The sequence below is a fragment of the Streptomyces ruber genome (assembly GCF_014648075.1).
Taxonomy (GTDB): Bacteria; Actinomycetota; Actinomycetes; order Streptomycetales; family Streptomycetaceae; genus Streptomyces; species Streptomyces ruber.
On sequence record NZ_BMQK01000006.1, the window covers coordinates 207,956 to 233,611 of the forward strand.

General features: G+C 74.5%; 11 protein-coding genes. 7 read left to right on the forward strand and 4 right to left on the reverse strand.

The window, feature by feature from the left end:
* From IEZ04_RS34855 to IEZ04_RS16485, 3 genes are all read right to left on the reverse strand, one after another.
* A partial coding sequence (locus IEZ04_RS34855; protein ID WP_229821087.1) for a type I polyketide synthase occupies positions 1-4,151 on the reverse strand: 4,151 nt, incomplete at its 3' end.
* Between the two features lie 473 nt (positions 4,152-4,624).
* Positions 4,625-4,891 (reverse strand): acyl carrier protein, encoded by a 267-nt coding sequence (locus IEZ04_RS16480; protein WP_189217626.1) that lies wholly within the window; start codon positions 4,889-4,891, stop codon positions 4,625-4,627.
* A gap of 307 nt (positions 4,892-5,198) precedes the next feature.
* Positions 5,199-7,301 (reverse strand): BTAD domain-containing putative transcriptional regulator, encoded by a 2,103-nt coding sequence (locus IEZ04_RS16485; RefSeq protein WP_189217627.1) that lies wholly within the window; start codon positions 7,299-7,301, stop codon positions 5,199-5,201.
* A 617-nt stretch (positions 7,302-7,918) separates the two neighbouring features.
* Between IEZ04_RS16485 and IEZ04_RS16490 the strand changes: the two genes are divergently transcribed.
* Genes IEZ04_RS16490 through IEZ04_RS16510 form a run of 5 tightly spaced genes read left to right on the forward strand, consistent with a single transcriptional unit; the run spans position 7,919 to position 19,040 of the window.
* Positions 7,919-9,370, forward strand: a complete 1,452-nt coding sequence (locus IEZ04_RS16490; RefSeq protein WP_189217628.1) for an acyltransferase domain-containing protein — start codon at positions 7,919-7,921, stop codon at positions 9,368-9,370.
* Positions 9,367-12,435, forward strand: a complete 3,069-nt coding sequence (locus IEZ04_RS16495) for an SDR family oxidoreductase (protein ID WP_189217629.1) — start codon at positions 9,367-9,369, stop codon at positions 12,433-12,435. The genes IEZ04_RS16490 and IEZ04_RS16495 overlap by 4 nt, the downstream gene beginning before the upstream one ends.
* Positions 12,432-15,185 carry an SDR family NAD(P)-dependent oxidoreductase gene (locus IEZ04_RS16500; RefSeq protein WP_189217630.1) on the forward strand — a complete coding sequence of 918 codons (2,754 nt, stop codon included), beginning with the start codon at positions 12,432-12,434 and terminating at the stop codon, positions 15,183-15,185. Before IEZ04_RS16495 ends, IEZ04_RS16500 begins: the two co-directional genes overlap by 4 nt.
* Entirely contained in the window at positions 15,175-16,560 is a 1,386-nt protein-coding gene (locus IEZ04_RS16505) for a cytochrome P450 (protein WP_189217631.1), read from the forward strand. The genes IEZ04_RS16500 and IEZ04_RS16505 overlap by 11 nt, the downstream gene beginning before the upstream one ends.
* Complete coding sequence (locus IEZ04_RS16510) at positions 16,557-19,040, forward strand: SDR family NAD(P)-dependent oxidoreductase (RefSeq protein ID WP_189217632.1); 2,484 nt, start codon at positions 16,557-16,559, stop codon at positions 19,038-19,040. Before IEZ04_RS16505 ends, IEZ04_RS16510 begins: the two co-directional genes overlap by 4 nt.
* 85 nt (positions 19,041-19,125) lie before the next feature.
* Here the strand turns inward: IEZ04_RS16510 and IEZ04_RS16515 are convergent, their stop codons facing one another.
* Positions 19,126-19,740, reverse strand: a complete 615-nt coding sequence (locus IEZ04_RS16515; RefSeq protein ID WP_189217633.1) for a TetR/AcrR family transcriptional regulator — start codon at positions 19,738-19,740, stop codon at positions 19,126-19,128.
* Between the two features lie 260 nt (positions 19,741-20,000).
* Between IEZ04_RS16515 and IEZ04_RS16520 the strand changes: the two genes are divergently transcribed.
* Complete coding sequence (locus tag IEZ04_RS16520; protein WP_189217634.1) at positions 20,001-22,172, forward strand: MMPL family transporter; 2,172 nt, start codon at positions 20,001-20,003, stop codon at positions 22,170-22,172.
* Between the two features lie 624 nt (positions 22,173-22,796).
* Positions 22,797-25,628: a LuxR family transcriptional regulator gene (locus IEZ04_RS16525; protein WP_189217635.1), complete on the forward strand. Its 2,832-nt coding sequence runs from the start codon at positions 22,797-22,799 to the stop codon at positions 25,626-25,628.
* Positions 25,629-25,656: the final 28 nt, after the last annotated feature.

A 25,656-nucleotide genomic window follows, 5' to 3' on the forward strand; every position in this document is an offset into this window, starting at 1 on the left:
GCCATGAAGGTCACGATGTCACGCAGGGTGCGCAACTCCGCGAGCTGCTCCGGACCGGCCGCCACACCGCCGCCGAACCGCTCCTGCATCACGCCCATTATCTCGACACGCTTGATCGAGTCGATCCCCAGATCCGCCTCGACATCCATGTCCAGCTCCAGCATGTCCGCCGGATAACCCGTCTTCTGACCCACCACCTCCAGCAACGCCGTCTCCACACCCGCCGCGTCCGGACCGGTCACGGAGCCGACCTCCACCGGGAGGGTCACGGCCGGGGCGGAGGCGGCCGGGGCGGTCGCCGCCATGAAGGTCACGATGTCGCGCAGGGTGCGCAGCTCCGCGAGCTGCTCGGGACCGGCGGCGACATCACCGCCGAACCGCTCCTGCATCACGCCCATGATCTCGACACGCTTGATCGAGTCGATCCCCAGATCCGCCTCGACATCCATGTCCAGCTCCAGCATGTCCGCCGGGTAGCCCGTCTTCTGACCGACCACCTCCAGCAGCACCGTCTCCACACCCGCCGCGTCCGGACCGGGGGCGGCAGGCTGCGCGGCCGGGGCGGGAGCCGGTTCGGCGACGGCCACCTGCTGCGGGGCGGGCGCGGGGGCCTGGACCGGGGCGGGAGCCGGAGCGGGGGCGGGAGCCGGGGCAGGCGCGAGGGCGGGGGCCGTCTGGGCGGGCAGCGCGGGCTGCGGGCTCCGTGGGGCCACGGACGGGGCCGGTCGTGCGGCGGGGGCCGGGCGGCGGGTCGTCGAAGGAGCCGCCGTGCCCATCTCCAGACCGGCGAGGTCGCGCAGGATCTCGTTGGCCCGCAGGTGGCTGCGCCCGATGTCCAGGCCGTGCTCCTTCACGGCGTTGATGCCGGGGAGGACCTGGCCGAGCTGCCCCTGCTCCGCGGCGCGCTCCAGCAGCCCCGTGAGGCGCTCGGCGCTCCGCAGCTGGCCGGTCAGGTAGTCGTCGTGCAGGGCGAGATGGTCGGCCACGAGATCGGCCAGGCGGTCACTGTCCACGTGTGCTGTCTCCATGACGGTGGGGGCCGGAGCGGGGGTGGGCGCGGGTGCCGCCGGGGCGGGCTCCATGACGGTGGCCACCGCGGCGGCCACCGGGGCCGGGGCGCTCGGCGCGGCCGGGGCGGGGGCCGTACGGACGGTGGACGCCGTGCCGTTCACGCTCGGGGCCGGGGCGGTGGTGGCGTAGGCGGGGGCCGGCGCCGGGCTCGGCGCGCTCGCCGGGGTGCTCGGCGTGGTCGCGGGGGCCCCGGTGGAGCCTGCGCCGGGCAGCGTGGGCACGGCGATGCGGTACCCGTTCTCGATGGCGTCCCGGTAGGCGGCCCTGCGCTCGGGCGAGACGTAGTTGATGCCGTTGAGGAGGATGGACATGCCCTTGGCCGGGGTCTCCTCGACCGCCGGGGCGACGTAACGGTCGGCCGTGGCGAGCGGCAGTCCGTGCACGGCGAGCCGGGCCACGGCCTGCTTCAGGGCGACGTCCGCGTCCTTGCCCGGGCCGGCGTCCAGGGAGAGCACCGTGTGCTCGCGGTCGCCGAGGATGCGCCGTACCAGCTGGGTGAGCACGCCCTTCGGGCCGAACTCGACGAACACCCGGTACCCGGCCGCGTACATCTCCTCGACGCGCGTCGCGAAGTCGACGGGGTTGACGAGCTGTTCGGCGAGGACCGCGCGGTTGGCGGCGGTGTCGGTGCCGTACGAGGCGCCCGCCGTGTTGGCGAAGACGGTGCCGTTCGGGGCGCCGACCTCGTACCGCTCGACGTCGGCGCGGAAGGCGTCCACGGCGTGGCCGACGAAGGGGGTGTGGAAGGCGGCCGAGACAGGCAGCCGGCTCGCGCGCAGACCGGCGTCGCGGGCGGCGGCGACCAGTCGGTCGATCTCCTCGGTGGGGCCGCCGACGACGATCTGGTCGGGCGCGTTGCGGTTGCAGACGACCACGTCGGTACGGTGCGCGAGGAGCTCGGTGACCTTCTCCTCGGTGGCGGAGACGGCGGCCATGGCGCCCGCGTCGAAGCCGGGGGCGGCGTCGGCCGGCGGGGCCATCGCCTTGCCGCGGGCCCGGGCGAGGGCGAAGAAGGCCTCGTCGGTGAGGGCACCGGCGGCCCACAGGGCGGTCAGCTCGCCGAAGCTGTGGCCGAGGAAGCCCTCGGCGGCGAAGCCGAGTTCGGTGAGGTAGCGGAACTGGCCGGCCGCGAGCGCGCCGATGGCGGGCTGGGCGTAGGCGGTGGCGCGCAGCGCGGTCTCCTGCTCGGCACGCTCGGCGTCGGTGAACGCGGGCGGCGGGAAGGCGACGCGGGACAGCGGTTCGACGCCCTCGAAGTGCTGGTTGGCGGCGTCGAAGGCGGCGCGCAGCGGCGGCAGCGCCATGACGGCGGCCCGCCCGGGGTTGACGTACTGGCTGCCCTGCCCGGCGAACAGCGCGGCGACCTTGCCGGTACCGGAGCCGGACGACTGCGCGGCGGAGCGGCGGAAGTACACGCCCCTGGGGTGGGACCAGGCCTCGGCGTCGGGGCGGGCGCGGAGTTCGCCGAGGGCGAGGTCGCGCAGCTCGGTGAGTTCCTTGTCCGTACGGGCGACGAAGGCGACGCGTGCGTGGCCCTCGGGGGCCGGACCGCCGGTCGCGGGGGCGCCGGAGGCGAGGGCCTCGGTCAGGGAGGCGGTGTCCGGGGCGTGCCAGAGGTGCACCGAGGCGACGGGGAAAGAGACGCGCAGGTCGTCGCCCTCGCCGTACTCCTCCATGACGACGTGGAAGTTGGTGCCGCCGAAGCCGAACGAGGACAGGGCCGCGCGGCGCTTGGGGCGCTCGGGGGTACGGATCCAGGGGCGGGCCTCGGTGTTGACGTAGACCGGGCCGCCGCGGAAGTCGATGGCGGGGTTGGGCTCGGCCACGTTGATGGTGGGCGGCAGCACCTTGTGGTGCAGGGCGAGGGCCAGCTTGATCATGCCGGCCGCGCCGGCGGCGGCCTTGGTGTGCCCGATCTGGGACTTGATGCTGCCGAGGGCCGCGAAGCGTGTCGCGTCGGTGGACTCGGAGACGACCGCGGACAGGGCGCTCAGCTCGGTGGCGTCGCCGACGGCGGTGCCGGTGCCGTGCGCCTCGAAGAGCTCGACGCTGGCCGGGGAGCAGTCGGCGTCCTCGTACGCGCGGCGCAGGGCGACCATCTGGCCCTCCTTGCGGGGCGCGTAGATGGATTTGAAGCGGCCGTCGCTGGAGGTGCCGATGCCGCGCAGCACCGCGTAGATCTTGTTGCCGTCGCGCTCGGCGTCGGCGAGACGGCGCAGCGCCAGCATGCCGATGCCCTCGCCGATCAGCGTGCCGTCGGCGTCCTTGTCGAACGGGCGGATGTGCCCGGACTTGGAGAGCGCGGGCGTCTTGCTGAAGCACAGGTACATGAAGATCGTGTTCTCGGCGTCGCAGCCGCCGACCAGCATGGTGTCGGCGCGGCGCTCGACCAGTTCGCTGGCGGCGGCGCGGACGGCGCCGAGGGAGCTGGCGCAGGCGGCGTCGATCGTCATGTTGATGCCGCCGAGGTCGAAGCGGTTCGCGACGCGGCCGGCGACGACGTTGCCGAGCATGCCGGGGAAGGAGTTCTCCTCCCAGGGCGCGTACGCGAGGCGGAACTTCTCGACGATCGCCTCCGCGTCCGCCTGCGACAGGCCGCAGCTGCGGACGACCTCCTTGAGGACGCCGCTCTGGAGGCGGGCGGTGAGCGGCTGGGTGAGCTGGTTGGCGCCGGTGATGCCGAGGACCACGCCGGTACGGGACCTGTCGTACCAGGGCTGCTCGGCGCCGGCGTCCTTCAGCAGGTCGCGGGCGACGACCAGGCTGAGCAGCTGGAGGACGTCCGTGACCTCGAGGGTGTTGGGCGGCAGCCCGAACTCCAGCGGGTTGAACGGCGTGTCGGGGATGAAGCCGCCGCGCTTGGCGTACGTCTTGTCCGGCACGGTCGGGTCGGGGTCGTAGTGCTCGTCGACGTCCCAGTGGCCGGCGGGCACGTCGTCGATGCAGTCGGCGGCCGAGACGACGTTCGACCAGAACTCCCGCAGATTTGCTGACTTGGGGAAGAGCGCGGAGAGGCCGACGATGGCGAGGGGTTCCCGGGCGAGCCGACGGTCGAGGTCGGATTCCTGCGAAGAGTTCACGGCGAGTCTCTCTGGATCTGGGGCGTACAGGGAGGTCGGGAGCGACGGACGGGACGTCCTGGCGACCGCGCCACCGGACCGGCCCCGATCGGACGGCGAACGGACGGCGAACGGACGACGGTCCCGGACGGACAGCGGCCACGGGCGGGGCGGGGCCGGTACGGCCGGCGCTTCCTGGGGGCCGTGCGCCGGGCGGACAGTGGCCCGGGGGGCGGCGGGCGGACAGTGGCCCGGCGGCGGCGCGTCTCCTGGGGCGCCGCCCCGGAGGGCGCGCGCACCGGTGACGGCCGCCCGGAGGGCAGCGCCTCCCCGGGGAGGCCGCCCCGGGGGGGCAACGCACGCCACCCGGGCCCCCGCCCGGGCGGGCGGTGTCGGCCGGGTGGGGGGGCGGCCGGGCGTCCGGTGGGGGTGGGGCGCGGTGGGGCGGGCTCGGGTGGCCGGGGTGGGGTGGCCGGCCCGGGGCCCGCCGTCGGTCACGCCGCGGCGGTGCGCTTCTCGGACTCCTCGGCGATGTGCGCCGCGAGGGCCTCGATGGTCGGGTGGTACCACAGCGCGGTGGTGCCGAGCTCGAAGCCCAGCCACTTCTCCATCTCCCCCGCGATGATCAGCGCGGCGGTGCTGTCGAGGTCAAGCTCGTCGAAGTACTGGTCCGGCGGGACCTCGGACGGGTCGACGCCCAGTCGCTGAGCGATCTCCTCGATCAGCCACTTCTGGGCATCCTCGGCCGTGATTTTCACCATTTCCGATCCTCTCCGAACGGCTTGTCGCACGTCTTCCGGGAGCCGCCGGGACGGCCCGGGCAGCCTCGGAAGAACGCCTCACTGCGGAGGCGCAAGGGTGGATGAGCAAGAGGGCCACAACGGGCCGGGCGACGGATCGTGATCCGTGAGCGCGAAACTAGGGCCGCGCACCTGCCCCGGCAACCCACCCCGGCGCCGGGACGGGGCACCCGGGCCCAAGCGGAGCGGTCACGCGGCGGCCGTCCGCCGACGATTCAGGCGCTGAGCTGGGACGATGCCGGACGGAGCGGAGGGGGAAACGGCGGTGTCAGCCTGCGGCCGCGCTGTCAGCGCCCGTGTCAGCCGGACCGCGGCCGGTGCGCCGCCGGTCGTCCGCCCCGTCCGCGACGGCCTGCGGCCGCGTGCCGGGCGGCGGGAAACAGGGGTGCGGGAAACAGGGACGCGGGACCGCCGCGCCGGCCCCCGAGAGTTCGGCGACGGCGGCCCGTACGGACATCGGCGGCCGGGCGGCGAACCGGGCGGCGGCCGTGCGCAGCGCCAGGGGCAAGTGGCCGCACAGCGCGGCCAGTTCGGCCGTCGCGTCGGGCTCGGCGGCGGTGCGCTCGACCCCCAGGTGGGCCTCCAGGAGCGCGTACGACTCCGCCGGCGCGAGCGGGCCCACGGGGACCGGTGTGGCACCCTCGCGGGTCACCAGGTCCATCAGCGGGCTCCTGCTGGTGGCCAGGACCAGGTTGCCGGGAGTGCCCGGCAACAGCGCGCGGACCTGTTCGGGGTGCGCGACGTCGTCGAGCAGCATCAGGAAGCGACGGCCGGCGACCAGGCTGCGCAGCAGCACGGAGGCCTCCTCCACGGTGTCCGGCAGCCACTCGTCGCGGACACCGAGGGAACGCAGCGCGCGGACGAGCACGGTGAGGACGGGGACCGGACGTCCCGTACTGCCCCGCAGATCGGCGTAGAGCTGGCCGTCGGGGAACTCGCCGCGCCGCCGGTGGGCCCAGCGGACGGCGAGCGCGGTCTTGCCGATCTCCGCGGGGCCGTGCACGACGCCGATCCCCACGCCCGCGCCGTCCGCGCCCCGCAGGTCCATCAGCTCGTCCAGGGCGCGCAGCTGGAGTTCCCGTCCGGTGAACGGCGTGACCATCGGCGGCAGCTGGGCCGGGTGCGCGATGCCCCGGACCGGCTCCGGGGCCACCGCGGAGCGTCCGTGCGACGGTCCGTCGTCCCGCACACGCGCGCCGTCGTCGGACCCCCGCGACACCTCCGCGGGGACCGGCCCGCCGCGCGGGGACCGCGAGCCCGTACGTCCTGACGGTCCCTGCCGCGGATGGCGGGACGAAGCCGGGAGGGCTTGCGGTGCCTGCGAGGCTCGGGGGGCCGGGGCCGCGATGCCGGGCCGTCGCGGCGGGAGCGGCGGCTCGGAGGTGTCCATGGTGAGGACGGTGTAGCGGGCGCGCCACATCTCGTCACTCGGTTCGACGCCGAGTTCCCTCCGCAGCCGGGTGCGCAGGTCGGCGAAGAGGTGCAGGGCGGCCGCGCGGCGGCCGGAGCCGGCGAGCGCGAGCATCATCCGCGCCTGGAGCGACTCGTGCAGCGGCTCCTCGTGCGCGGCCGGGGTCAGGTGTTCGACGGCGAAGCCGGGCCGGTTCAGCCGCAGGGCCAGATCGGCGCAGTCGATGGCGATGTCGACGTGGCGCTGGATGACGCGGACCGCCGCGGGATGCTGCCACAGCTGGGGGACGTCCTGCAGGAGCCTGCCCTGTCGGCCGCGCAGCGCCCGGCCGTACAGGTCCAGCGCGGCCGCCGGGTCGGACGCGGCGGTCTGCGCGGCCCGCGCGACACGTTCCTCGAACACGCGCAGATCGAGCCGTACGTCCCCGCTGTCGAAGACGTAGCCGCCGCGCACCGTACCGATCCGGCGCTCGCCGGCGCGGCGGCCGGTGCCCCGGCCGAAGATGTGGCGCAGCCGGCCGGCGTAGGTGTGCAGCAGGTTGGCGTAGCCGGGCGGCACCTCGTCGGGCCACAGGACCTCGGCTATCTCGTCGTGCCTGACGACCTGGTCCGCCTGGAGGGCCAGCAGGCCGAGCAGGGCGCGCAGCTTCGGCGGCATCGGCACCGGCGTGTCCGCGCACAGCACGGTCATCGGACCCAGCAGACGCACCTCGCACAGGGTGGCGGACGACGGATCGGTGCGTCCGCCACCGGGCCGGACGCCGGGGGCGGGCACGAGCTCGTACCCGACGACGCGGGCCACGCGGTCGAGCGACTCGGCGCGGGGACTGCGTACCTGGCCCCGTTCGATGTGCCGGAGCGTCCTGACGCTGACGCCCGCCCTGCGCGCGACCTCCTCCTGGGTCAGCCCCGCCTTGACGCGAGCGGCTCTGAGGCTCTCCCCCAAGCGCCCTGCACTCATCCCCCACCCTTCACGCGCATCCGACGGCGGCCGGCCGAATGACGAAGATGTACCTCACCTGTGAGGCGCCGATGAAACCGACGCCTGTACTCCGGTCAGTCGTCGAGCAGTCGGGGCAGCGCCCATGGGCACATGGCGTGAAGCCTTTCGGTGCGACCTGCGCGGCGCGCGGGCGGTCGTGAAGAGGCCGGACGACCCCTCTCGAACGCTGGCCAGGAGGGTACACCACCCTCTCGGACGGGAGCCAACAGCCGGAGATGCTGCCCCTTTCCGCACCGGCACGGGTCGCGCGGGCACACGAGTAGTCGCCACTCAGTTCACCCACCGGGCGTCACGCCCGGCCCCGTGCGTGCCGTCGCACGACGCCTCCCGTGCCCCTCGCCGGGAGTGGGCGGCACCGCCCGGTTGAGTACCGCCTACTCATGAGGCGCGACGGTGCCGGTGCTGTGCTTGCCACCGCATCACCCCCTGGCCCCCCTCATCCCGACCGCCCCGCCCGGCGCGCTGCGCCGCATGGCCCCGACCGGCTCCGCCCGCCCGACCGAGCCGACCGGGCCGACCGGGCCGACCCAGCCGAACGCCCCCACGCGCGTCCGACGACGACGGGAGTCCCCACCGTGAACCGAGACCTTGACCCGACCGTTGCCCTCTTCCCCGGACAGGGCGCCTACCGTCCCGGCGTCCTCGCGGAGCTGTGGGAGCGCGGCGCCGACACCGTGCGGGACACGTTCGAGGTGGTCGACGAGGTCGCCAAGGAGCGGCTCGGGCGGGACGTGTCGTCCACGCTGTTCCGGCCGTCGCCGCCGAGCCCCGCGACCCTGCTCTCCCAGGCCCCGGACATCCTCCAGCTGGCGGTCTTCACCACCTCGGTCGCCGTGCACGGGCTGCTCACCGAGCGCGGTGCCCGGCCCTCGGTCCACCTGGGCCACAGCCTGGGCGAGATCGCCGCGCTGACCTGCGCGGGCGCCTACGACCTGGCCGACGCGGCGGCCGTGCTGTGCGAGCGGATCACCGTCGTCCGGGCGCACGACCGCGGCACGGGCTCGCTGCTCGCGCTGCGCTGCGCACGCGAGCGGGCCGAGCGGCTGGTGGAGCTGATCGGCCACCCCTCGCTCGTGGTCGCCGTCGACAACGCCGTGGAACAGACCGTGGTCTCCGGTCCCGCGGAGGCCATCGCCACGGCCGGCGCGATCGCCGGCGAGCTCGGCATCACCGCGACGCCCCTGCGCTCCCCGCACCCCTTCCACAACCCGATGCTCGCCGGGGCCCGCCGCGAACTGGCCTCGCGCATCGCCGCGTTCCGGCGCCACCCGCTGGCCGTACCGGTGTACTCGCCGATCCTCGGCCGGTTCTACCGCGACGGCGACGACCTCGCCGAGCTGCTCGCCCTGCACCTGGTGACCCCCGTCGAGTTCCGTACGTCCGTCGCGGCGCTGCACGCGGCCGGTGCCCGGACGTTCGTCGAGGTGGGGGCCGGCCAGGTGCTGACGAAGCTGGTCGCCGAGGCGCACCCCGGCGTGCACACGGCGGCGCCGCTCGCGGGCCGCGACGAGGAGGCCGGGCTGGCGGCGGCCGCGGAGGCGCTGCGCCCGCCGCTGGGCGCGGTGGCCGCCCCGGCGGCGGCGGCCGCGGCTCCTGCCGTCGCCCCGGTCGCGCCTGCCGTCGTGGCTGCCCCCGTCGTCACCGAGCCCGTCGCGGCCGAGCCGGTCCGGGTGGCCTCCCCGCCCCGGCAGAGTGCCGCGCCCACGCCCGCGCCGGTGTCCGCGCCCGCCCCTGCCTCCGCGCCCGTCGACCGTGACGCGCTCGCCCGTCAGGTGCGGGCGCTGTACGCCGAGGCGATGGAGTACCCGGAGGAGATCTTCACCGACGACGTGCTCCTGGAGGCGGACCTCGGTGTCGACTCGGTGAAGCAGACCGAGCTGCTGAGCCGGCTCGGCGACCGGTTCGGCCTCGGCAGGCCGCCGGCCGGGCTGCGGGTGGGCGACTACGACACCTTCGGCAAGGTCGTCGACTTCGTGGCCGCCGGTGTCCCGGGCGGGGCGCACGCGAACGGGGCCGCCGCCCGATGAACGCCCACCTCCCCCAGGCGGAGCCGGAGTTCGCCGGCCGGGTCGCCCTCGTCACCGGCGGCGCCGGCAGCGTGGGCAGGATCATCGTGGAGCGGCTCGCCGAGCGCGGTGCCACGGTGCTGCTGAACTGCTTCCACTCCTACGACGCGGCCAAGGAGCAGGCGCGCGAACTGACCGGACGGGGCCTGGACGTACGGGTGATCCGGGCCTCGGTGGCCCGGCCCGCGCAGGTCGAGCGGATGTTCGCGGAGATCGGCGAGACGTACGGCCGGCTCGACGTCCTGGTGAACAACGCGGCGGCGGGCTCCTTCGTGCCGTTCGACGAGATCACCGAGGACCTGCTCGACCGGACGTACGCCACCAACGTCAAGGGCCCCCTGTGGTGCGCCCGGTACGCCCGCCCGCTGCTCGCCCGGGCCGCCGGGAAGGGCGGTGCGGTGGTCAACGTCTCCTCCCTGGGCTCGGTCACCACTCCGGCCAACTACCTGCCGGTGGGTGTCTCCAAGGCCGCGCTGGAGTCGCTGACCCGCTATCTCGCGGCGGAGCTCGCCGGGGACCGGATCCGGGTGAACGCCGCGTCGTGCGGGCTGATCGACAACCCGGTGGGCCAGATGTTCCCCGCCTTCGACGACGTCCGGTCCAACACGGTCGCGGCCACGCCGCTCGCCCGCCTCGGGCGTCCGGAGGACCTCGCCGAGGTGGTGCTCTTCCTCGGCTCGGAGCGCTCCGGCTGGGTCACGGGACAGACGGTCCTGGCGGACGGCGGCCTGACCCTGCTGCGCTCGGCGATGTCCCCGACACCGGAGCCGGCCCCGGCGCCGGAACCCCGGGCGGCCGAGGCCCATGTCCCCGGCGCCGGCGATGCCGACGCCACCGACGCCACCGACGACCCCGTGGCCATCGTCGGCATGGGTCTCGCCGTCCCGGGCGCCTCCTCCCCCGAGGAGTTCTGGCGGCTGCTGCTGGAGGGCGGCGAACTGTTCGTGGAGGCACCCGCCGACCGGTGGGACATCGCCCGCTTCCACGACGAGGATCGCGGCGCCCCGGACAAGACGTACCAGCGCCGCTCCGGGTTCATCACGTCCTTCCGGCCGCACGAGCGGCTGCGCGAGGAGGGGCTGGCCGACGCCGGGCTCGACCACACCACGCTGTGGCTGCGGCACAGCCTGCACCAGGCGCTGGAGGGCGTGCGCAGGGAGGCCGGCGACCGTTTCTCCTTCTGCGTCGGCTACACGCCCGACGGCAGCCAGCACCTGGAGGAGGCCTTCGTCCTGCGCGACGCGCTGGACACGCTGGCCGAGGACGGCGACGACGCGGTCGAGGGGCCGCTCGGGCGGGCGCTGCGGCGCCGGTTCCACCGCGGTGACGACCCGTCGGGCGGGTACCTGCCGCACCGCGTCGGCCAGGACGCCATGCGGGGCGTCCTGCCGTCCGGCACTCGCCTGCACATGGTCGACACGGCCTGCTCCAGCTCCCTGTACGCGATGGACCTCGGGGTCCGCGACCTGCTGTCGGGGCGGAGCGACATCGCGGTGTGCGGCGGCTCGTTCGCCCTCGCGCCGAGCGGTTCGGTGCTGTTCGCCAAGCTCAACGGCCTGTCGGCGGGCGGGGCGGTGCGCGCGCTGGACGCCGGGGCGGACGGGGCGCTGTTCTCCGACGGCGCCGGTCTCGTCGTACTGAAGCGGCTGTCGCGGGCCCGTGCCGACGGCGACCAGGTCCTCGGCCTGCTGTCGGCGATCGGGCTGTCGGCCGACGGCCGGGGCAAGGCGATCTACGCCCCGGCACCCGCCGGTCAGGAGCTCGCCGTGGAGCGCGCCCTGGAGCGCGGCGGGTTCGGGGCGGACGAGGTGGACTGGATCGTCGCGCACGCGACCGGCACCCCGGCCGGCGACGAGGCGGAGTTCACCGGGCTGCACGCGCGCTACGCGGGCACCGGCACCCGGCCCACGTACGTCACCTCCAACAAGTCCCTCGTGGGGCACAGCGGCTGGGCCGCGGGCGTGGTCTCCGTGATCCACGCGCTGCTCGCCCTGCGGCACGGCACGATCCCGGCCCAGTACCGCTTCGAGCGGCTGCCGGACGCGCTGGCCGGGCTGTCGGACGGCCTCCGCGTGCCGGAGGAGCCGGTGCCGTGGCCGGCCAGGGCCGACCGGCCGCGGCGCGTGGCGGTCTCCGGGTTCGGCTTCGGCGGCACGAACGCGCACCTGATCCTCTCCGAGGACCACCGGGCCACGGCCCGCTCCGGGGCACCGCTCGCGCTCCCCTCCCCCGTCGACGAGGACCTGGTGGTGGTCGGCTGGTCGTCCCGGCTGCCCGGCGACCCGGACGCCGGCGCGGTCGCCGCGTGGGCGGCGGGCGAAGGGCCCGGGCCCGAGCCGTCGTTCGGGGCCGTCTATCCCGTTCCGCCGTTCCAGGAGCTGCGGATGCCGCCCCCGACGGCCCGCACCACGGACCGCACCCAGCTCATGCTGGTCCACTGCATGCAGCGACTGGACGAGCGGGTACGGGAGTTCTGCCTGCGCCACAGGAAGACCGCGGGTGTCGTCGTCGGACACACCGGCGCGACCCGCAACGCCCTGCTGTACAAGACCCGCGCGTACCTGGACGAGATCGCCGACGCCGTGGACGGTGCCGAGGAGCCCGCCGTCACGGCGAAGTTCCTGCAGCGCCTCGGGGAGCGGGCCACCGGCATGATCGCCGCGCCGACCGAGGACTCGTTCCCGGGCGAGATGCCGAACGTCATCGCCGCCCGGCTGTCCAACTACTTCGACCTGCGCGGCCTGAGCCTCACCGTCGACGCGGGCGAGGCCTCGTTCCTGGAGGCCCTCTCCGTGGCCGGGCTGTACCTCGGCTTCAAGGAGATCGACGTGGCGCTGGTCGCCGGGGTGAACGGCACGGCGCTGCCCGGCTGGAACGACAGCGGCGGACGCCCCGCCGCCGAGGGCGCCTTCCTCTTCGCGGTGACCCGGCGCTCCCTCGCCGAGGAGGCCGGTCTCCCCGTCCTGGCCGTCATGGAGAGCGCCGCCACGGGGAGCGCCGCCACGGAGAGGAGCGTGCCCGCATGACCGTCGTCCCGCCCCGGGGCACCACCCTGCTGGGCGCCGAGGGCGCCCGCGAACTGATCGCCTTCCTGACCGGTCCGGACGGCGCGGCGGACGTCGCCGTGCTGGAACGGGCCAGGGAACCGGAGGGCCCGGTGCAGCGGATCGTGTTCCGCCGACCCGGCCCCGGGCCGCAGCCAATTCCCGCTCCCGGACCGGAACCGGCCCCCGAGCCCCGCCTCCTCGACCGCCACGTCCTCCGCCTCGTCCCGGCCCCCGTCCCGGCGCGCCCCTCCGGTCCGGCACCGGACCTCTTCCCGCCCGGTACGGCCCTGTTGACCAACACGTCCGACCAGGTGCCCGGCGCCGAACCGCTCCCCCTGGGCGACACCTCCGGCGACACCCTCGAGGAGACCGTCGAGCGGGTCCGCCCGCGTCACATCCGGGTCCTGGTCGACCTGCGCGCCGAGGACGCGGTGCCCTCCGAGGCGCTGCTCGGCCTGCACGACGCGATGTTCCGTACCGCGAAGGCGTGCGTGTCGCTGCCGTCGCGTCCGGAGTCGTTCGTCGTGGTCGTCCTCGGCGGCGTGAGCGCGACTCGCGTCCCGCACGCGTGCGCGGGGCTGTTCACCGGCTTCGCCAAGAGCCTGGCGCTGGAGTGGGCGGACACCTCGGTCCTCGCCGTGGTGCACGAGGCCGGCGACCTGGCCACGGCCGCGCCGGACGCCGCCCGCGAGACGGTGACCGAGCAGTTCCTGCCGGTCGTCTACCACGCGGGCGGCACCCGGCTGCTGTGGCAGGCATCCGTCGAGCCCGGCGCGCCCGGTGAACCGGCGGGACCGCGGACGCGCACCGGGGCGTACACCGTCGTCGCGGCCGGCGGCGCCCGCGGCATCGGTGCCGAGCTGCTGCGCGCGCTGGCCCGGCGCGACCGGCCGCGTCTGCACGTCATCGGCTCCACCCGGCTCGACGCCGAGGAGGCCGACGCGCGCCTGGCGCGCAAGGACTTCATCCGGGCGCGCACCACCGGCCCGGAGCGGATGACCGTGCGCGAGGCGAACATGGCGTACGACCGGCTGGGCGCCGCCCGGGAGATCCGCGCGAACCTGGACGCGCTGCGTGCCCTGTGCGGTGCGGACCGGGTCACGTACCACGCGTGCGACCTGCGCGACCGGGACGCCGTCCGGGCCGTGGTGGACCGGATCACGGAGGCGGACGGCACCGTCGACCTGCTGCTGAACATCGCCGGTACGAACCGCGCCGGGTCGGTGGACCAGAAGCGGCTGAAGGACTTCCGTACCGTCCGTGATCTGAAGGTGCGCTCGTACGCCCACCTCAAGGCGGCGTTCGGTGCCCGGCAGCCGCGCCGGTGGTGCAACTTCGGGTCGTTCGTCGGGTTCACGGGCCAGACGGGCGAGACCGACTACGGCGCCGCGAACGACTACTTCAACACCGCCGCGCTGCACCACTCCGCGCACGGCGCGCGGGAGTTCACGCTCGGCTGGACCCTGTGGCGGGACGTCGGCCTCGGTGCGACGCCGCTGATGCGGACGTTCCTCGCCAAGAGCGCCCGGTTCACCGCCATGCCCACGGCGGAGGGCGTGGACCACTTCCTGCACGAGCTCGACCAGGCGGAACAGCCCCCGGTCACCGTCTTCTTCGGCGCCGCCGAGCGCGCCGCCATCGAGGCCGCGGCCCCGGGCTACCTGGACTTCTGCCGCACGGCCGACGGGGTTCGGGCTCCGGCTCCCGCTCCGGGACCCGTCGCCCCCCGCCTCCCCTCCTTCTACGTCGACGACATCGTCGACCGCGCCCCGGGACGGCTCACCGTCGTCCGTACCTTCGGCCGGGAGCGCGACGGCTACCTCCACGAGCACGTCGTCAACGGCTACCCCACGCTGCCCGGCACGTTCGTGCCCGAGCTGGCCGCCGAGGCCGCCCTGCACCTCGTACCGGGCCGGGTGCCGGCCGTGATCGAGGACGTGCGCCTGGAGTCGTTCCTGCGCGTGTACCGGCCGGACCGCGCCGAGACGAAACGTGTCAGGGCCCGGCTGGTGCACGAGGGACCCCGGGAGTCGGTCGTCGACGTCGAGGTGAGCGGCGACGTGCTCGCGCCGGACGGGCGGCTGCTGGTGAAGGACCGCCGCCACTTCACCGCGCGGGTCCGGCTGCGCGACGAACCGGTCGCCGCGCCGCGCTGGGAGCACTGGGACGACCAGGGCGCCGAGCCGCTGGCCGACCCGTACCACGTGCCCAACCCGGCCGTACTGCTCAGCGGTGTCTTCGTGTCCACCGCCGCGACCCGTACGCACCCCAGCGGCCGGCGCGCCCGCTACGCGCCCGACCAGCCCGGCATCGAGCGCTGGTTCCCCGGCCTCGTCGTGCCGTCCGTGCTGCTGGACGGGCTGGCCCGGGTGTGCGTCCTGGACCGGCTGGAGCTGCCCGGTCACGGCGGTGACTGGACCCCCCTCGCCGTGCCGCGCACGATCCGCCGCATCGACCTGTACGGCGGCCACACCGACGCCTCGCTCGCCGCCGCCGGCACGCGCGTGGAGCTGTACTCGCTGCCCTCGCGCCTGGACCTGGAGAGCACGGACGGCAACCGGGCCGTCGCGGTCACCGCCGGCGGGGACGTGGTGCTCCAGATCAAGGACATGACCGGGGTCGTGCTCGGCCACGTGAACCAGACCACCGGCGCGTACCGCGAACGCGACCGCGCCGCCGCGTACGCCCGGACGACGACGGAGACGACGGAGACGCCCGATGAGCCGTGAGGACACCCCCCGCTGCCCCGTGACGGGCGCCACCGCCGCGCAGGCGCCGGAACCGGACGGCCCCACCGGGCTGCCGCTGGCCTGGCCGGTGGTCGGCTCCACCGTCCTGTACGCCGCCGACCCGCCCGGCTTCGTCAGGCGCGTCCAGCGCGAGCACGGCACCGTGGTGAGGCTGCCGATAATCCCGCACAACCCGACCGTGCAGATCACGGACCCGGAGGGCATCCGGCGCGTCCTCCAGGGCAACGCCGACAACTACGCCCGCGGCGCCTACTACAAGGCGTTCGAACTCTTCATGGGGAACGGGCTGCTGACCCTGGACGACGCCGACTGGCGCGCGCACCGCAAGGTCGTGAACCCGGCCTTCACCCCGGGCGCGGTCGCCGCGCGCGCCGAGGAGACCGACGCGGCCGTGGCGGACCTGGTCGGCCGGTGGGCGGAACACGCCCGCGCAGGACGCCCGTTCGACCTCTACGCCGAGTCGATGAGGCTCACCTGCCGGGTCATCGGGCACGCCCTGGTGGGCCGGGACCTCTCGCAGGAGGGCGAGGAGTTCGCGGAGGCGCTGTCCGTCGCCCTGGAGGCGATCTTCAAGGAGGTCGGCTCGCTGGAGAAGATGGTCCCGTCGTTCGTCCCGACCCCCTACCGGCGGCGGGTGAACCGCGCCCGGCGCACCCTGGAGCGCGTCATCGCCCGGGCCTCGCGCGACGCCGACGAGGGCATCGGTGAAGTGGCCACCCTCATCCGGCGGTCGGACCTGCCCGCGGACGCCTTCCGGTCGGACCTGGTGACGCTGATGCTCGCGGGTGTGGAGACCACGGCACTGGCCCTGGCCTGGACGCTGTACGAGACCGCGACCCACCCGGAGGTGCGGGTGCGGTTGGAGGAGGAGGCGGACCGGGTGCTCGGCGGGCGCCTGCCGGGCGCGGCCGACCTCGACGGCCTGACGTACACCGGCATGGCCGTCGACGAGGCGCTGCGCATGCACCCGCCGGTGTGGCAGTTCCCGCGGCAGACGATCGAGGACGACGTCGTGGCGGGCAGACGCGTCCCGGCGGACACCCCGGTGCTCGTCTCCGTGTACGGCGCCCACTACAACCCGGAGCAGTGGGAGGACCCGGAACGCTACGACCCCGAGCGGTTCCGGCCGGGCGGCACTCCGTCGCGGGACCGGAACGCGTACGTGCCGTTCGGCGGCGGGCGGCGCCAGTGCATCGGCAAGAAGACGGGGCTCGCGCTGCTGCGCCAGACGGTGGCCGCGGTGCACGGCCGGTTCCGGCTGACCGTGACCGGCGGCGCGCCCCGCTCCGGCGCGTACATCACGCTCTTCCCCAAGGGCGGCATCGAGGTGACGGCCGAGGAGCGCCGACGATGACCCTCGCACCGGCCGGACCCCCGGCCCCCGCCCCCGCCGCGCCGAGCACGCCCGCCGGGCACCGGTGGCCCGCCCTGCGCCCCCATCTGTCCTCCTTCGACCCCGACGCCTTCGTGCGGCCCGTCGGCCGGTTCGTCTGGGAGCCCGTCGAGGTCCCGTCCCCCGGTCCCGGTCCGCAGGACCCCGCCCCGCTGGCCGGGCGCGCGCTGCTCCTCGTCGGGGAGGACGCCGCCCTGGCCGGCGCCGTCGGCGCGGCCCTGGAGCGGCGCGGGGCGCGCGTCGTGCCGTACACGCCCGGTACGGAGCTGCGCGCGGACGGCTGGGACGGCATCGTCGACCTGAACGTGGCCGGCACGACGTACGAGCCGGGCGACACCAACTGGCGCCCGGCGCTCGTCCGCACCACCGAGGCCGTGCGGGGCGCGTACGCCCGCTGGGCCGCCGAGCCGCGCTTCGGGCGGCACGTGTACCTCGCCGTCACCCACCTCGGCGGGCTCGGCGGGTACGGCGACGGGGCGGTGCCGCAGCCGCTCGGCGGCATCTGGGCCGGGCTCGCCAAGTGCCTGCCGCGTGAACTCCCCACGACCGGCGTCGTCGTCGTGGACGTCGACCGGGCCGAGCCCGAGGTGATCGCCGAGGCGGTGGCCCGCGAGTACCCGCGGCCCGGGCACTTCGAGGTCTGTTACCGCGCCGGGCGGCGCCATGTGCTCGCGGGGCGGCCCGCCGCGGACACCCCGCCGCCCGGCGGGACGCCGCCCGGCCCGGAGGACACCGTCCTGATCACGGGCGGCGCGCGCGGTGTCGGCTTCGCGGCGGCGCGCGCCTTCGCCGGTACGTTCGGCTGCCGGGTGGTGGTGACGGGCCGGGGCGAGCGCCCGGTGCCGGACGGGAGCAGCGGGCTGGACGACGCGGAGTTCGCCGGCTGGCGCCGCGCCCGGCTGGCCACCGCCCGGACACCCGCGGACCTCGCCCGGGTGCGCCGCGAGGTGCGCCGCGCGGAGGAGGACCGTACCGTCCTGCGCAATCTCACCGGCGCCGCGGCCGACGGGCTGCGCATCGACTACCTGCGCTGCGACTGCACCGACCCGGCGCAGGTGGAGCGGGTCTTCGCGGCGCTGGGCGACGGTCCGACGCACGTCGTGCACAACGCGGGGACCGACGACCCGGCCCGCTTCGACCGCAAGTCCGCCGAGGAGGTGGTACGGACCGTCGACGTCAAGGTCACCGGTTTCGCCAACCTGGTCACGGCGGTCCTCGCCCGCCCGGAACGCAGGGCCCGGCTGCGGCTGCTCAGCAACGTCGGCTCGCTCGCGGGCCGGATGGGCGGCATGGTCGGGCAGATCGACTACGCGGCGGGCAACGAGGCGCTGGCCCGCCTCGGCTTCTGGGCGCGGGACGGCCTGGGGCTGCCCGTGCAGACCCTGTGCTGGCCGACCTGGGAACGGCTCGGCGTCATCGCCAACTACGCGGCCGCCGTGCGCTACGTGTCGACGCTCGACCCGGCCGAGGGCGCCCGCCGCTGGAGCGCCGAGCTGGCCTCCGGGCACACCGGCGAGGTGGTCTTCCTGGGCCGGGTCGGCGCCGTCCTCTCCCCCGGCCAGCTGCGCGGCTTCGGCATGCTCACGGGCCATCCCGACCTGCCCCGGCTGCACGCGCTGGACCACTACCTCGGCGAGGTCGAGGAGTACGCGGTCTTCCGCTCGCTGCGCACCGCGCTGACCCTGCCGGCCGGCCGGCATCCGTGTCTCGCCGAGTTCCGCGTCGCCGGGGAGCCCGCGGTGCCGGTCGGCGTCGTCCTGGAGTACGCCGTGACCGCGGGCGACTGGGTGGTGCCGGAGGGCTGGCCGCCGCTGCACCTGCGCGAGGTGCGGGACGTGCGCGTCGACCTGGCGCGGCTGCGGTTCGCGGGCGGCTCGCTCACCCTGCGCCGGGAGGCTCGGGGCCGGTACCGCGGGGACGAGTGGTGCGTGGACGTCACCGTCCGGGACGGCGCGGGCGCGGAGGTGGCGGCGGCGACGCCGGTGTACGGCGACGTCCCGGCGGACGGGGTGCCGGACGGCACCGGAACCGGCTCCGGGACCGGGACCGGCACGGGGACCGGCGGCCGTACGCCCGTACGGCGGGCCGGGAGCGGTCTGCTCGACTGGGCGGGTGTGGTCTTCCCCGAGGGCGCCGGCGCCCCGCCGGACGACCCCGCCGCCGGGATCCCGGTGCCCGCGGCCCTTCCCGCCGACCTGTGGACGGTGCCCTTCCCTCCCGAGCCCACGGTCGACCCCGCGGCCGTCGAGGCGCTCGTCCGCGCGGCCGACCGCGGCGCGCCCCGGACCGCCCCGGGCACGTTCGCCGTACGCCGTCTCGTCCTGGCCCCCGGCGCCCAGCGCGTCGAGCACCTGCGCGCCGTGGCGGGGACGGACCGGTGGACGGGCAGCCGTGAGGGCGTCACCGTCCTGCTCGCGGAGGGCGTCGGACTGACCGGCTGACGGACCCCGTGCCCTCTCTCCGGCACAGGCCCGGAGTGCTCCCCCTCCGGGCCTGTGCCGTGTCGCGTCGCAGAAGGCGGGTGCCTCACGGCTGCCCGGCCGGGCCGGCGCCCCGCCACCCCCGTACCAGGGCGTGCAGCGTCCGCTCGTAGGACTCGCCGATCGGGAGGCCCGGCGGCTGGTTGCCCGTCAGTTCCAGGGACACCAGGCCGTGCGCCGCGGCCCAGCAGGACAGCGCCACGACCTCCGGGTCCAGCTCCGTGGTGAACTGCCCGGCCCGCTGTCCCCGGCGCACCGCGTCCACCAGCGGCTGGTACATCTCGACGATCTGGCGCTGCCCCTCCTCCGTGGACTCGAACTGGGCCGCGCTCTCCAGGAAGAGGATCGCGTACAGGTGCGGGTTGGCGAGGGCGTACTCGCGGTAGGCGACGCCGAGGCGGATCACGTCGTTCGCCGGGTCGCCGGTCGAGGAGACGGCGGCCAGCCGCGCCACGAAGAGCCTCGCGGCCTCCTGGTAGAGACTGGCCAGCAGACCGGCCTTGTTGCCGAAGAGCGAGTAGACCGCCGAGGTCGAGGTCTTCACGTCCGCCGCGAGCTGCCTGAGGCTCAGCGCCGCCGTGCCCCGGTCGAAGACCGTGGCGGCGGCGCGGTTGATGAGCCGCAGCCGGAGTGCTTCGTCATGTGTCTTGAGCCTGGCCATTCCCCAACGATATGACAACGGCGTTACGAATGAGGCCTGACGAGTCGTCAGCCCGACACCCGCACGACACCAAACTCCGCGATTTTCCCTAGAGATGGCGTTTTTCTGTCGTCGCCGCAGGTCAAGAACGGTTATCTGGTGGCCCTCCGGTCGGGCGACACACAGGAGTAGTGGAGAAGGCAATCAAAACACTGTTACGGTTGCCCTGGCGCCGCCCCTGGCAGGCGTGCGGCGTCCGCCGACTAGTCCTAGGGAGAACCATGTTCGAGGCGCTGGGGCGATTTCTGCACCGCAGGCGCAAGCCCCTGCTCGTCCTGACGTTGTTGTTCGCCGTCCTGTCCGGTGCCTACGGCGTCGGCGTCTTCGGCGACATGAAACCCGGCGGCTTCGAGGACCCGGGGTCCGACAGCCGCAAGGCCGCCCAGCTGGCCGAGCGGGCGTTCCCGCAGCGGGCGCCCGACGCCGTGGTCCTCTACCGCGACGACGACAGCACCGTGGACGACCCGTCGTTCCGGCAGGCGGTCACCAGCACCGTGGAGGCCCTGCCGGAGTCGGCGGTCACCGGGTACATGACCTTCTGGACGACCGGGATGCCGGCGCAGGTCAGCCATGACCGGCACGCCACCTACGTCGGCATCAACCTCCGCGGCGGCGACGACAACGCCAAGGAGGAGTCGTACAAGGAGATCATGGACAAGCTGGACGCGCCGGGGCTTCAGACCCTGCGCGGCGGCTTCGTGCCCACCAGTCACCAGGTCAGCGAAGAGATCGGCAACGACCTGGCCGTGGCGGAGGGCCTCTCCTTCCCGGTGCTCTTCGTCCTGCTGGTGGTCGTCTTCGGCGGGCTGGCCGCGGCGAGTCTCCCGCTGGTGGTCGGCGGCCTGTCCATCCTGGGCTCGATGGCGGTGCTGCGGGTCATGGCCCAGATCACCGACGTGTCCGTGTTCGCCATGAGCCTGGTGACCATCCTGGGCCTGGCGGTCGCCATCGACTACGGCCTGCTGATCGTCAGCCGCTACCGTGAGGAGCTGGAGCGCGGCCACACCGGCGAGGAGGCGATAGCGCGCACCGTCGCCACCGCCGGCCGCACGGTCGTGATCTCCGGCATCACCGTGGCGGTCGCCCTGGCCGGCCTGGCGTTCTTCCCCCTGAGCTTCCTCAAGTCCATGGCGTACGGCGGTGTGGCCGCGGTCGTGCTGTCGGTGTTCTTCTCGCTGATCGCCCTGCCCGCGGCGCTCGGCGTGCTCGGCACGAGGGTCAACGCGCTGTCGCTGCGCCGGAAGAACAAGGCCGCGCGTCAGGAGGGCCAGGGCGGCTGGTACCGGCTCGCGCAGGGCCTGATGCGCCGTCCGGCGCTCGTGACGCTGGGCACCCTGGCGGTGCTGCTGGCCCTGGCCGTGCCGTTCCTGCGGATCGACTTCGGCGCCAACGACGCGCGGCAGCTGCCCGACACCGCCGAGGGCCGGCAGGTGCACACCATCATGGAGCGCGACTTCGACGGCGACGCGGCGAAGTCCATCGACGCGCTGCTGGTGATGGAGGCGGACGCCACCTCCCCGGAGCAGGGCGCCGCGCTCCAGGCCTACGCCCAGGAGCTGGGCGCCGTCGAGGGTGCCACGGGCGCGGCGATCACCGGTGCCGAGGGCACCACCGCGCGGGTGGGCGTCACCTTCGACGGCGGGGCGATCTCCGCCGACGCCCGGGACCTGGTGAACCGCCTCAAGGACGTGCCGCCGCCCGCGGGCGCCGAGGCGTACTTCGGCGGTGAGACGGCGGTGTTCGACGACACCCTCGACGCGCTCGCCGAGACGCTGCCCTGGATGCTGCTGTACATCGCGGTGGCGACGTACGTCCTGCTGTTCCTGGCGTTCGGTTCGGTCCTGCTGCCGCTCAAGGCGATCCTGATGAACCTCGTGTCGCTCTCGGCGACCTTCGGTGTGCTGGTGTGGATCTTCCAGGACGGCCACCTCGAGGGCCTCATCGGCTTCGACTCGACCGGCAACATCGAGCCCAACATGCCGATCATGCTGTTCGCGCTGATCTTCGGGCTCTCCATGGACTACGAGGTCTTCCTCGTGTCCCGGATCCGCGAGCAGTACGACCTGCTGGGCGACCCCACGGCCGCCGTCGCGTCCGGTCTGCAGAACATCGGCCGGCTGATCGTGAACGCCGCGCTGCTGATGTGCGTCCCGCTGGCGGCGATGGCCACCAGCGGTGTGCTCACGATGAAGCTGTTCGGCGTCGGCATGGTGTTCGCCATCCTGGCGGACGTCCTCGTCGTCCGGATCCTGCTGGTGCCCGCCGTGCTGAAGCTGATGGGCAGGGCGGCCTGGTGGGCCCCCGGTCCGCTGGCCCGGTTCTACAGCAGGTTCGGCATCAAGGAGTCCGACGCGGCACCCGAGCCGAAGAGGCCGGTGCCCGTGTCCGGCTGACCCGGCTCACGTCTCGTTCCGGCGGAACAGGTAAAACGAACGAGCGGTACATGAACAGGCGGTATCGAGCGCTATTCACGTGCCCGCCGCGAAGTCATTGTCACCGGCATCCGGAACGACTCGTTCCGGACGAAAGGCGGCAAGCCCCGGGAGCGAATCCGACAGCGCCGCCCCGGCATCAAAGGGATCGAGCCCCCTCGGGAAACCGAGGGGGCTTTCGGATGTTTCCTGTACATGAATTGATTCACGCCGGGAGCGCTCTCGGACCGGACCGCCGCGAGCGTGCCGGAGTTGCCGGTCCAAGTTGCCGATTACTCACCGGTACGCTTGCCCGATACACCAGCTGAACAGGGACTCTCCCCTTTCTCGCGGAAGTCGTCCACAGTTCAGTTTCGCTTCCGAGCTTCCGGCCTATACTGGCCATCGTCCAACGAGCAACCACTTTTCGAACGGCTCTCGAAGGGGCCGGCCGATCCGGTGTGGGGAACCGGTGAGACCGGCCGGCGACCGACGCTTCCACCACTGCTCGCGATTCGCTCGGTGAAATGTCGGACGGCCGGACAGGTGAGTTCAGGACACGCATCGCACGATGGCTGAAAAAAATCGAGTGCGGGGGCTGAACTGATGGATAGAACGCATGAGATATTCGACTGGCCGGTAACTGCGCGAGACGCCGAGCTCCACACCATCAAGGCCGCTCTCGGACGGCGCGGCGGCGCCCTGCTCGTCGGCGCCCCGGGGGTCGGCAAGAGCCTGCTGCTGTCCACCGCCCTGCGGCTGGCCGCCCGGGAGGGCCGCAGGGTGCTGCACGTCGGGGGCGTCGGCTGGAACGGTGCCACCGGGACGCAGGGTTTCGGCACCCTGGCCGAGTGCCTGGAGGAGGCCGTACGGCCGTCGTCCGGCACCGTCGGTGCGGCCGGCGCCGCCGGCGACCGGGCCCTCATCGGCATCGACGACGCCCACCTGGTCGACGCCGCGTCCGGCGTCCGGCTGCACCGGCTCGTCGCCGCGGGACGGATCAGCGTGCTCGCCACGACCCGGCAGGACGTGCCCGCCCCGGCCGGCGTGGACAAACTGTGGGTGGAGCGGCTCGTCGAGCACATCGAGGTGGCGCCCTTCGACAGCGCGGCGATGGGCAGGGTGCTCCGGGCCCGGCTGGGCGGTCACACCGACACCGCCACGCTGGAGAGGCTGTGGGCGGCCACCCACGGCAACGCGCTCATGCTGCGCGAACTCGTCGAGCACGCACTGGAGGACGGCTCGCTCGCCTTCACCGACGGCGCCTGGCGCTGGCCCGGCCTGGGCGCACGCCCCGGCAAGCGGCTGGCGGACGTCGTCGGCGTGGGGCTGCGCGACCTCGGCCCGGAGGAGCACGAACTGGTCAACATGCTCGCCGTCGCCGAACCGCTCGAGGACGAGATCGTCGCCGCCGCGGGGCTCGGCAGGGCCGCCGAGGCGCTCGACCTGCGCGGCATCGTCAGCGTCGAGCGCCGGGGGGCGCGCGCACGGCTCCGGCTGGCCGTGCCGCTGGCCCGGCTGGTGGTGGCCCACCGCATGTCCGGCCTCACCGCGCAGCGGCTGCGGCGCGAGGTCGCCGACGCCCTCGAACGCACCGGGGCGCGCCGGGACGACGACGTCCTCCGCATCGTGTCGCTGCGCATGGACGCGGGCCTCGTCCCCGAGCGGGAGCAGATCCTCGCCGCCGCCCGGATCGCCACCCGGCGCCGTGACTTCCCGCTCGCGGAGCGCATGTGCCTGCTCGCCCTCCAGGAGACGGCCGGCGAACCGGACGTCCCGCCGCTGTGCGGTCCGGTCCCCGACACCCCCGAGTACAGGGCGGAGTTACACCGCCTCATGACGCGCGTAGAGAAGTTCCCCGAACAGACGGCGGACCGGATCAGGGCGGCCCTGCTGCTCGGCCGGGTGCTCGTCGGCAGGAACCGTCCCGCGGAGGCCGAGACGGTGCTGTCCGCCGCGCTCGGCACGGAGGTACGGGTACCGCTCGAGGAGTACGTCGCCGCGGTGCACACCCGGGTGACGAACATGGCGTGGGGGCTCTCGCGGCTCCAGGACGCCCGCGATCTGCTGGCCCGCACGATCGCACGGATGGACCCGGACCACGCCGGAGTGCTGCGCGGCACCCAGGCGGCGATCGCCGTGATGGCCGACGACCTCCGCGGCGTGGTGGCCATCGGGGACGGGGTGCTGGACGAGCCGGCGGTGGACCGGCCCGTCGCCCAGGCGCTGGTGCCCGTCGTGGCCTACGCCCGCTCCGAGCTCGGCGACCCGACGGGCGCCCTCGGGCTGCTGGACCGCTACCAGGACTCCACCGCCGACTGGGACACCGACGCCGTACTGCTGGTCAACGCCGTCCGCGCCCGCTGCTCCGCCCTGCTCGGCCGGCTGGAGAGCGCCGCCGAGGCACTGGAGACCGTCCACCGGTACGACCCCGGGCACGGCCGGCCCGCCCTCCTGCAGGCCGTGCTCGACCGCTCCCGGCTGCTGCGCCTGCTCGGACGGCCGGACGAGGCGGTGGCCCTGCTGCGGCGGACGGTCGCCTCCGACACCTCCCACGAGTATCCGGTGACCGCCGCGTGGCCGCTGGCCCAACTGGCCGGTGCGCTGGCCGAGTCGGGCGACCACACGGAGGCGCTGCGCACCCTGGTCGAGGTCCGCTCCCTGCGCGGGACGACCCCCGCGAGCCCGATCGCCGAGGACGAGATCGCGTACGAGAACGCCCTGGTGCTCGCCCACACCGGGGACCACTACGGCGCCGGCGTCCAGGCCGCGGAGCTGGCCGGGCGCGCGGCCGCGGCGGGCCGTACGGTGCGGGCGGTCGCCGGGCTGCTGCTGGCGGCCCGGGTCACGGACGGCGCCGCGGTGCGTTTCCCGCACCGGGCGCTGCTGCGCGACGGCCGGAACGCCGGCGGCCTGGTGCGGGTGCTCGCGGACTACGTCGAGGCGCTCGCCGACGCGGACGGCGCGCTGCTGATGGAGGTGTCGGAACAGCTCGTGCGGATGGGCGCGCTGCCGCTGGCGACCGAGGCGGCGGCCCAGGCGGCCCGGGCGTTCAAGGCCTCGGGCCAGCACCGCAAGGGGCGGGAGGCCGCGGCGGCCTGCCGTGACCTGCTGCGCGACAGCGGCGCCCCGCTGCCCTCGTGGGTGGGGCGGGACGGCCGGCAGGAGCCCGACTCCGTCTCGCTCACCCCCCGGGAGCGGGAGGTCGCGGCGCTCGCGGCGACCGGGATGTCCAACCGCGACATCGCCGACCGTCTGGTGGTCTCCGTGCGCACCGTCGAGAACCATCTGCACCGCATCTACCACAAGCTCGGCATCACGGCCCGCAACGACCTGAAGCGGGGCCTGGAGAAGCTCACCGGTCGGCCGCAGGAGCCCGGCCGTGCGGCACCCCTGCGCCTCGTCGGCGCGCCCGGCGGCTCGGAACAGGTGGCCTGACCGGGAGCGACGCACGCGGCGGTGTCCC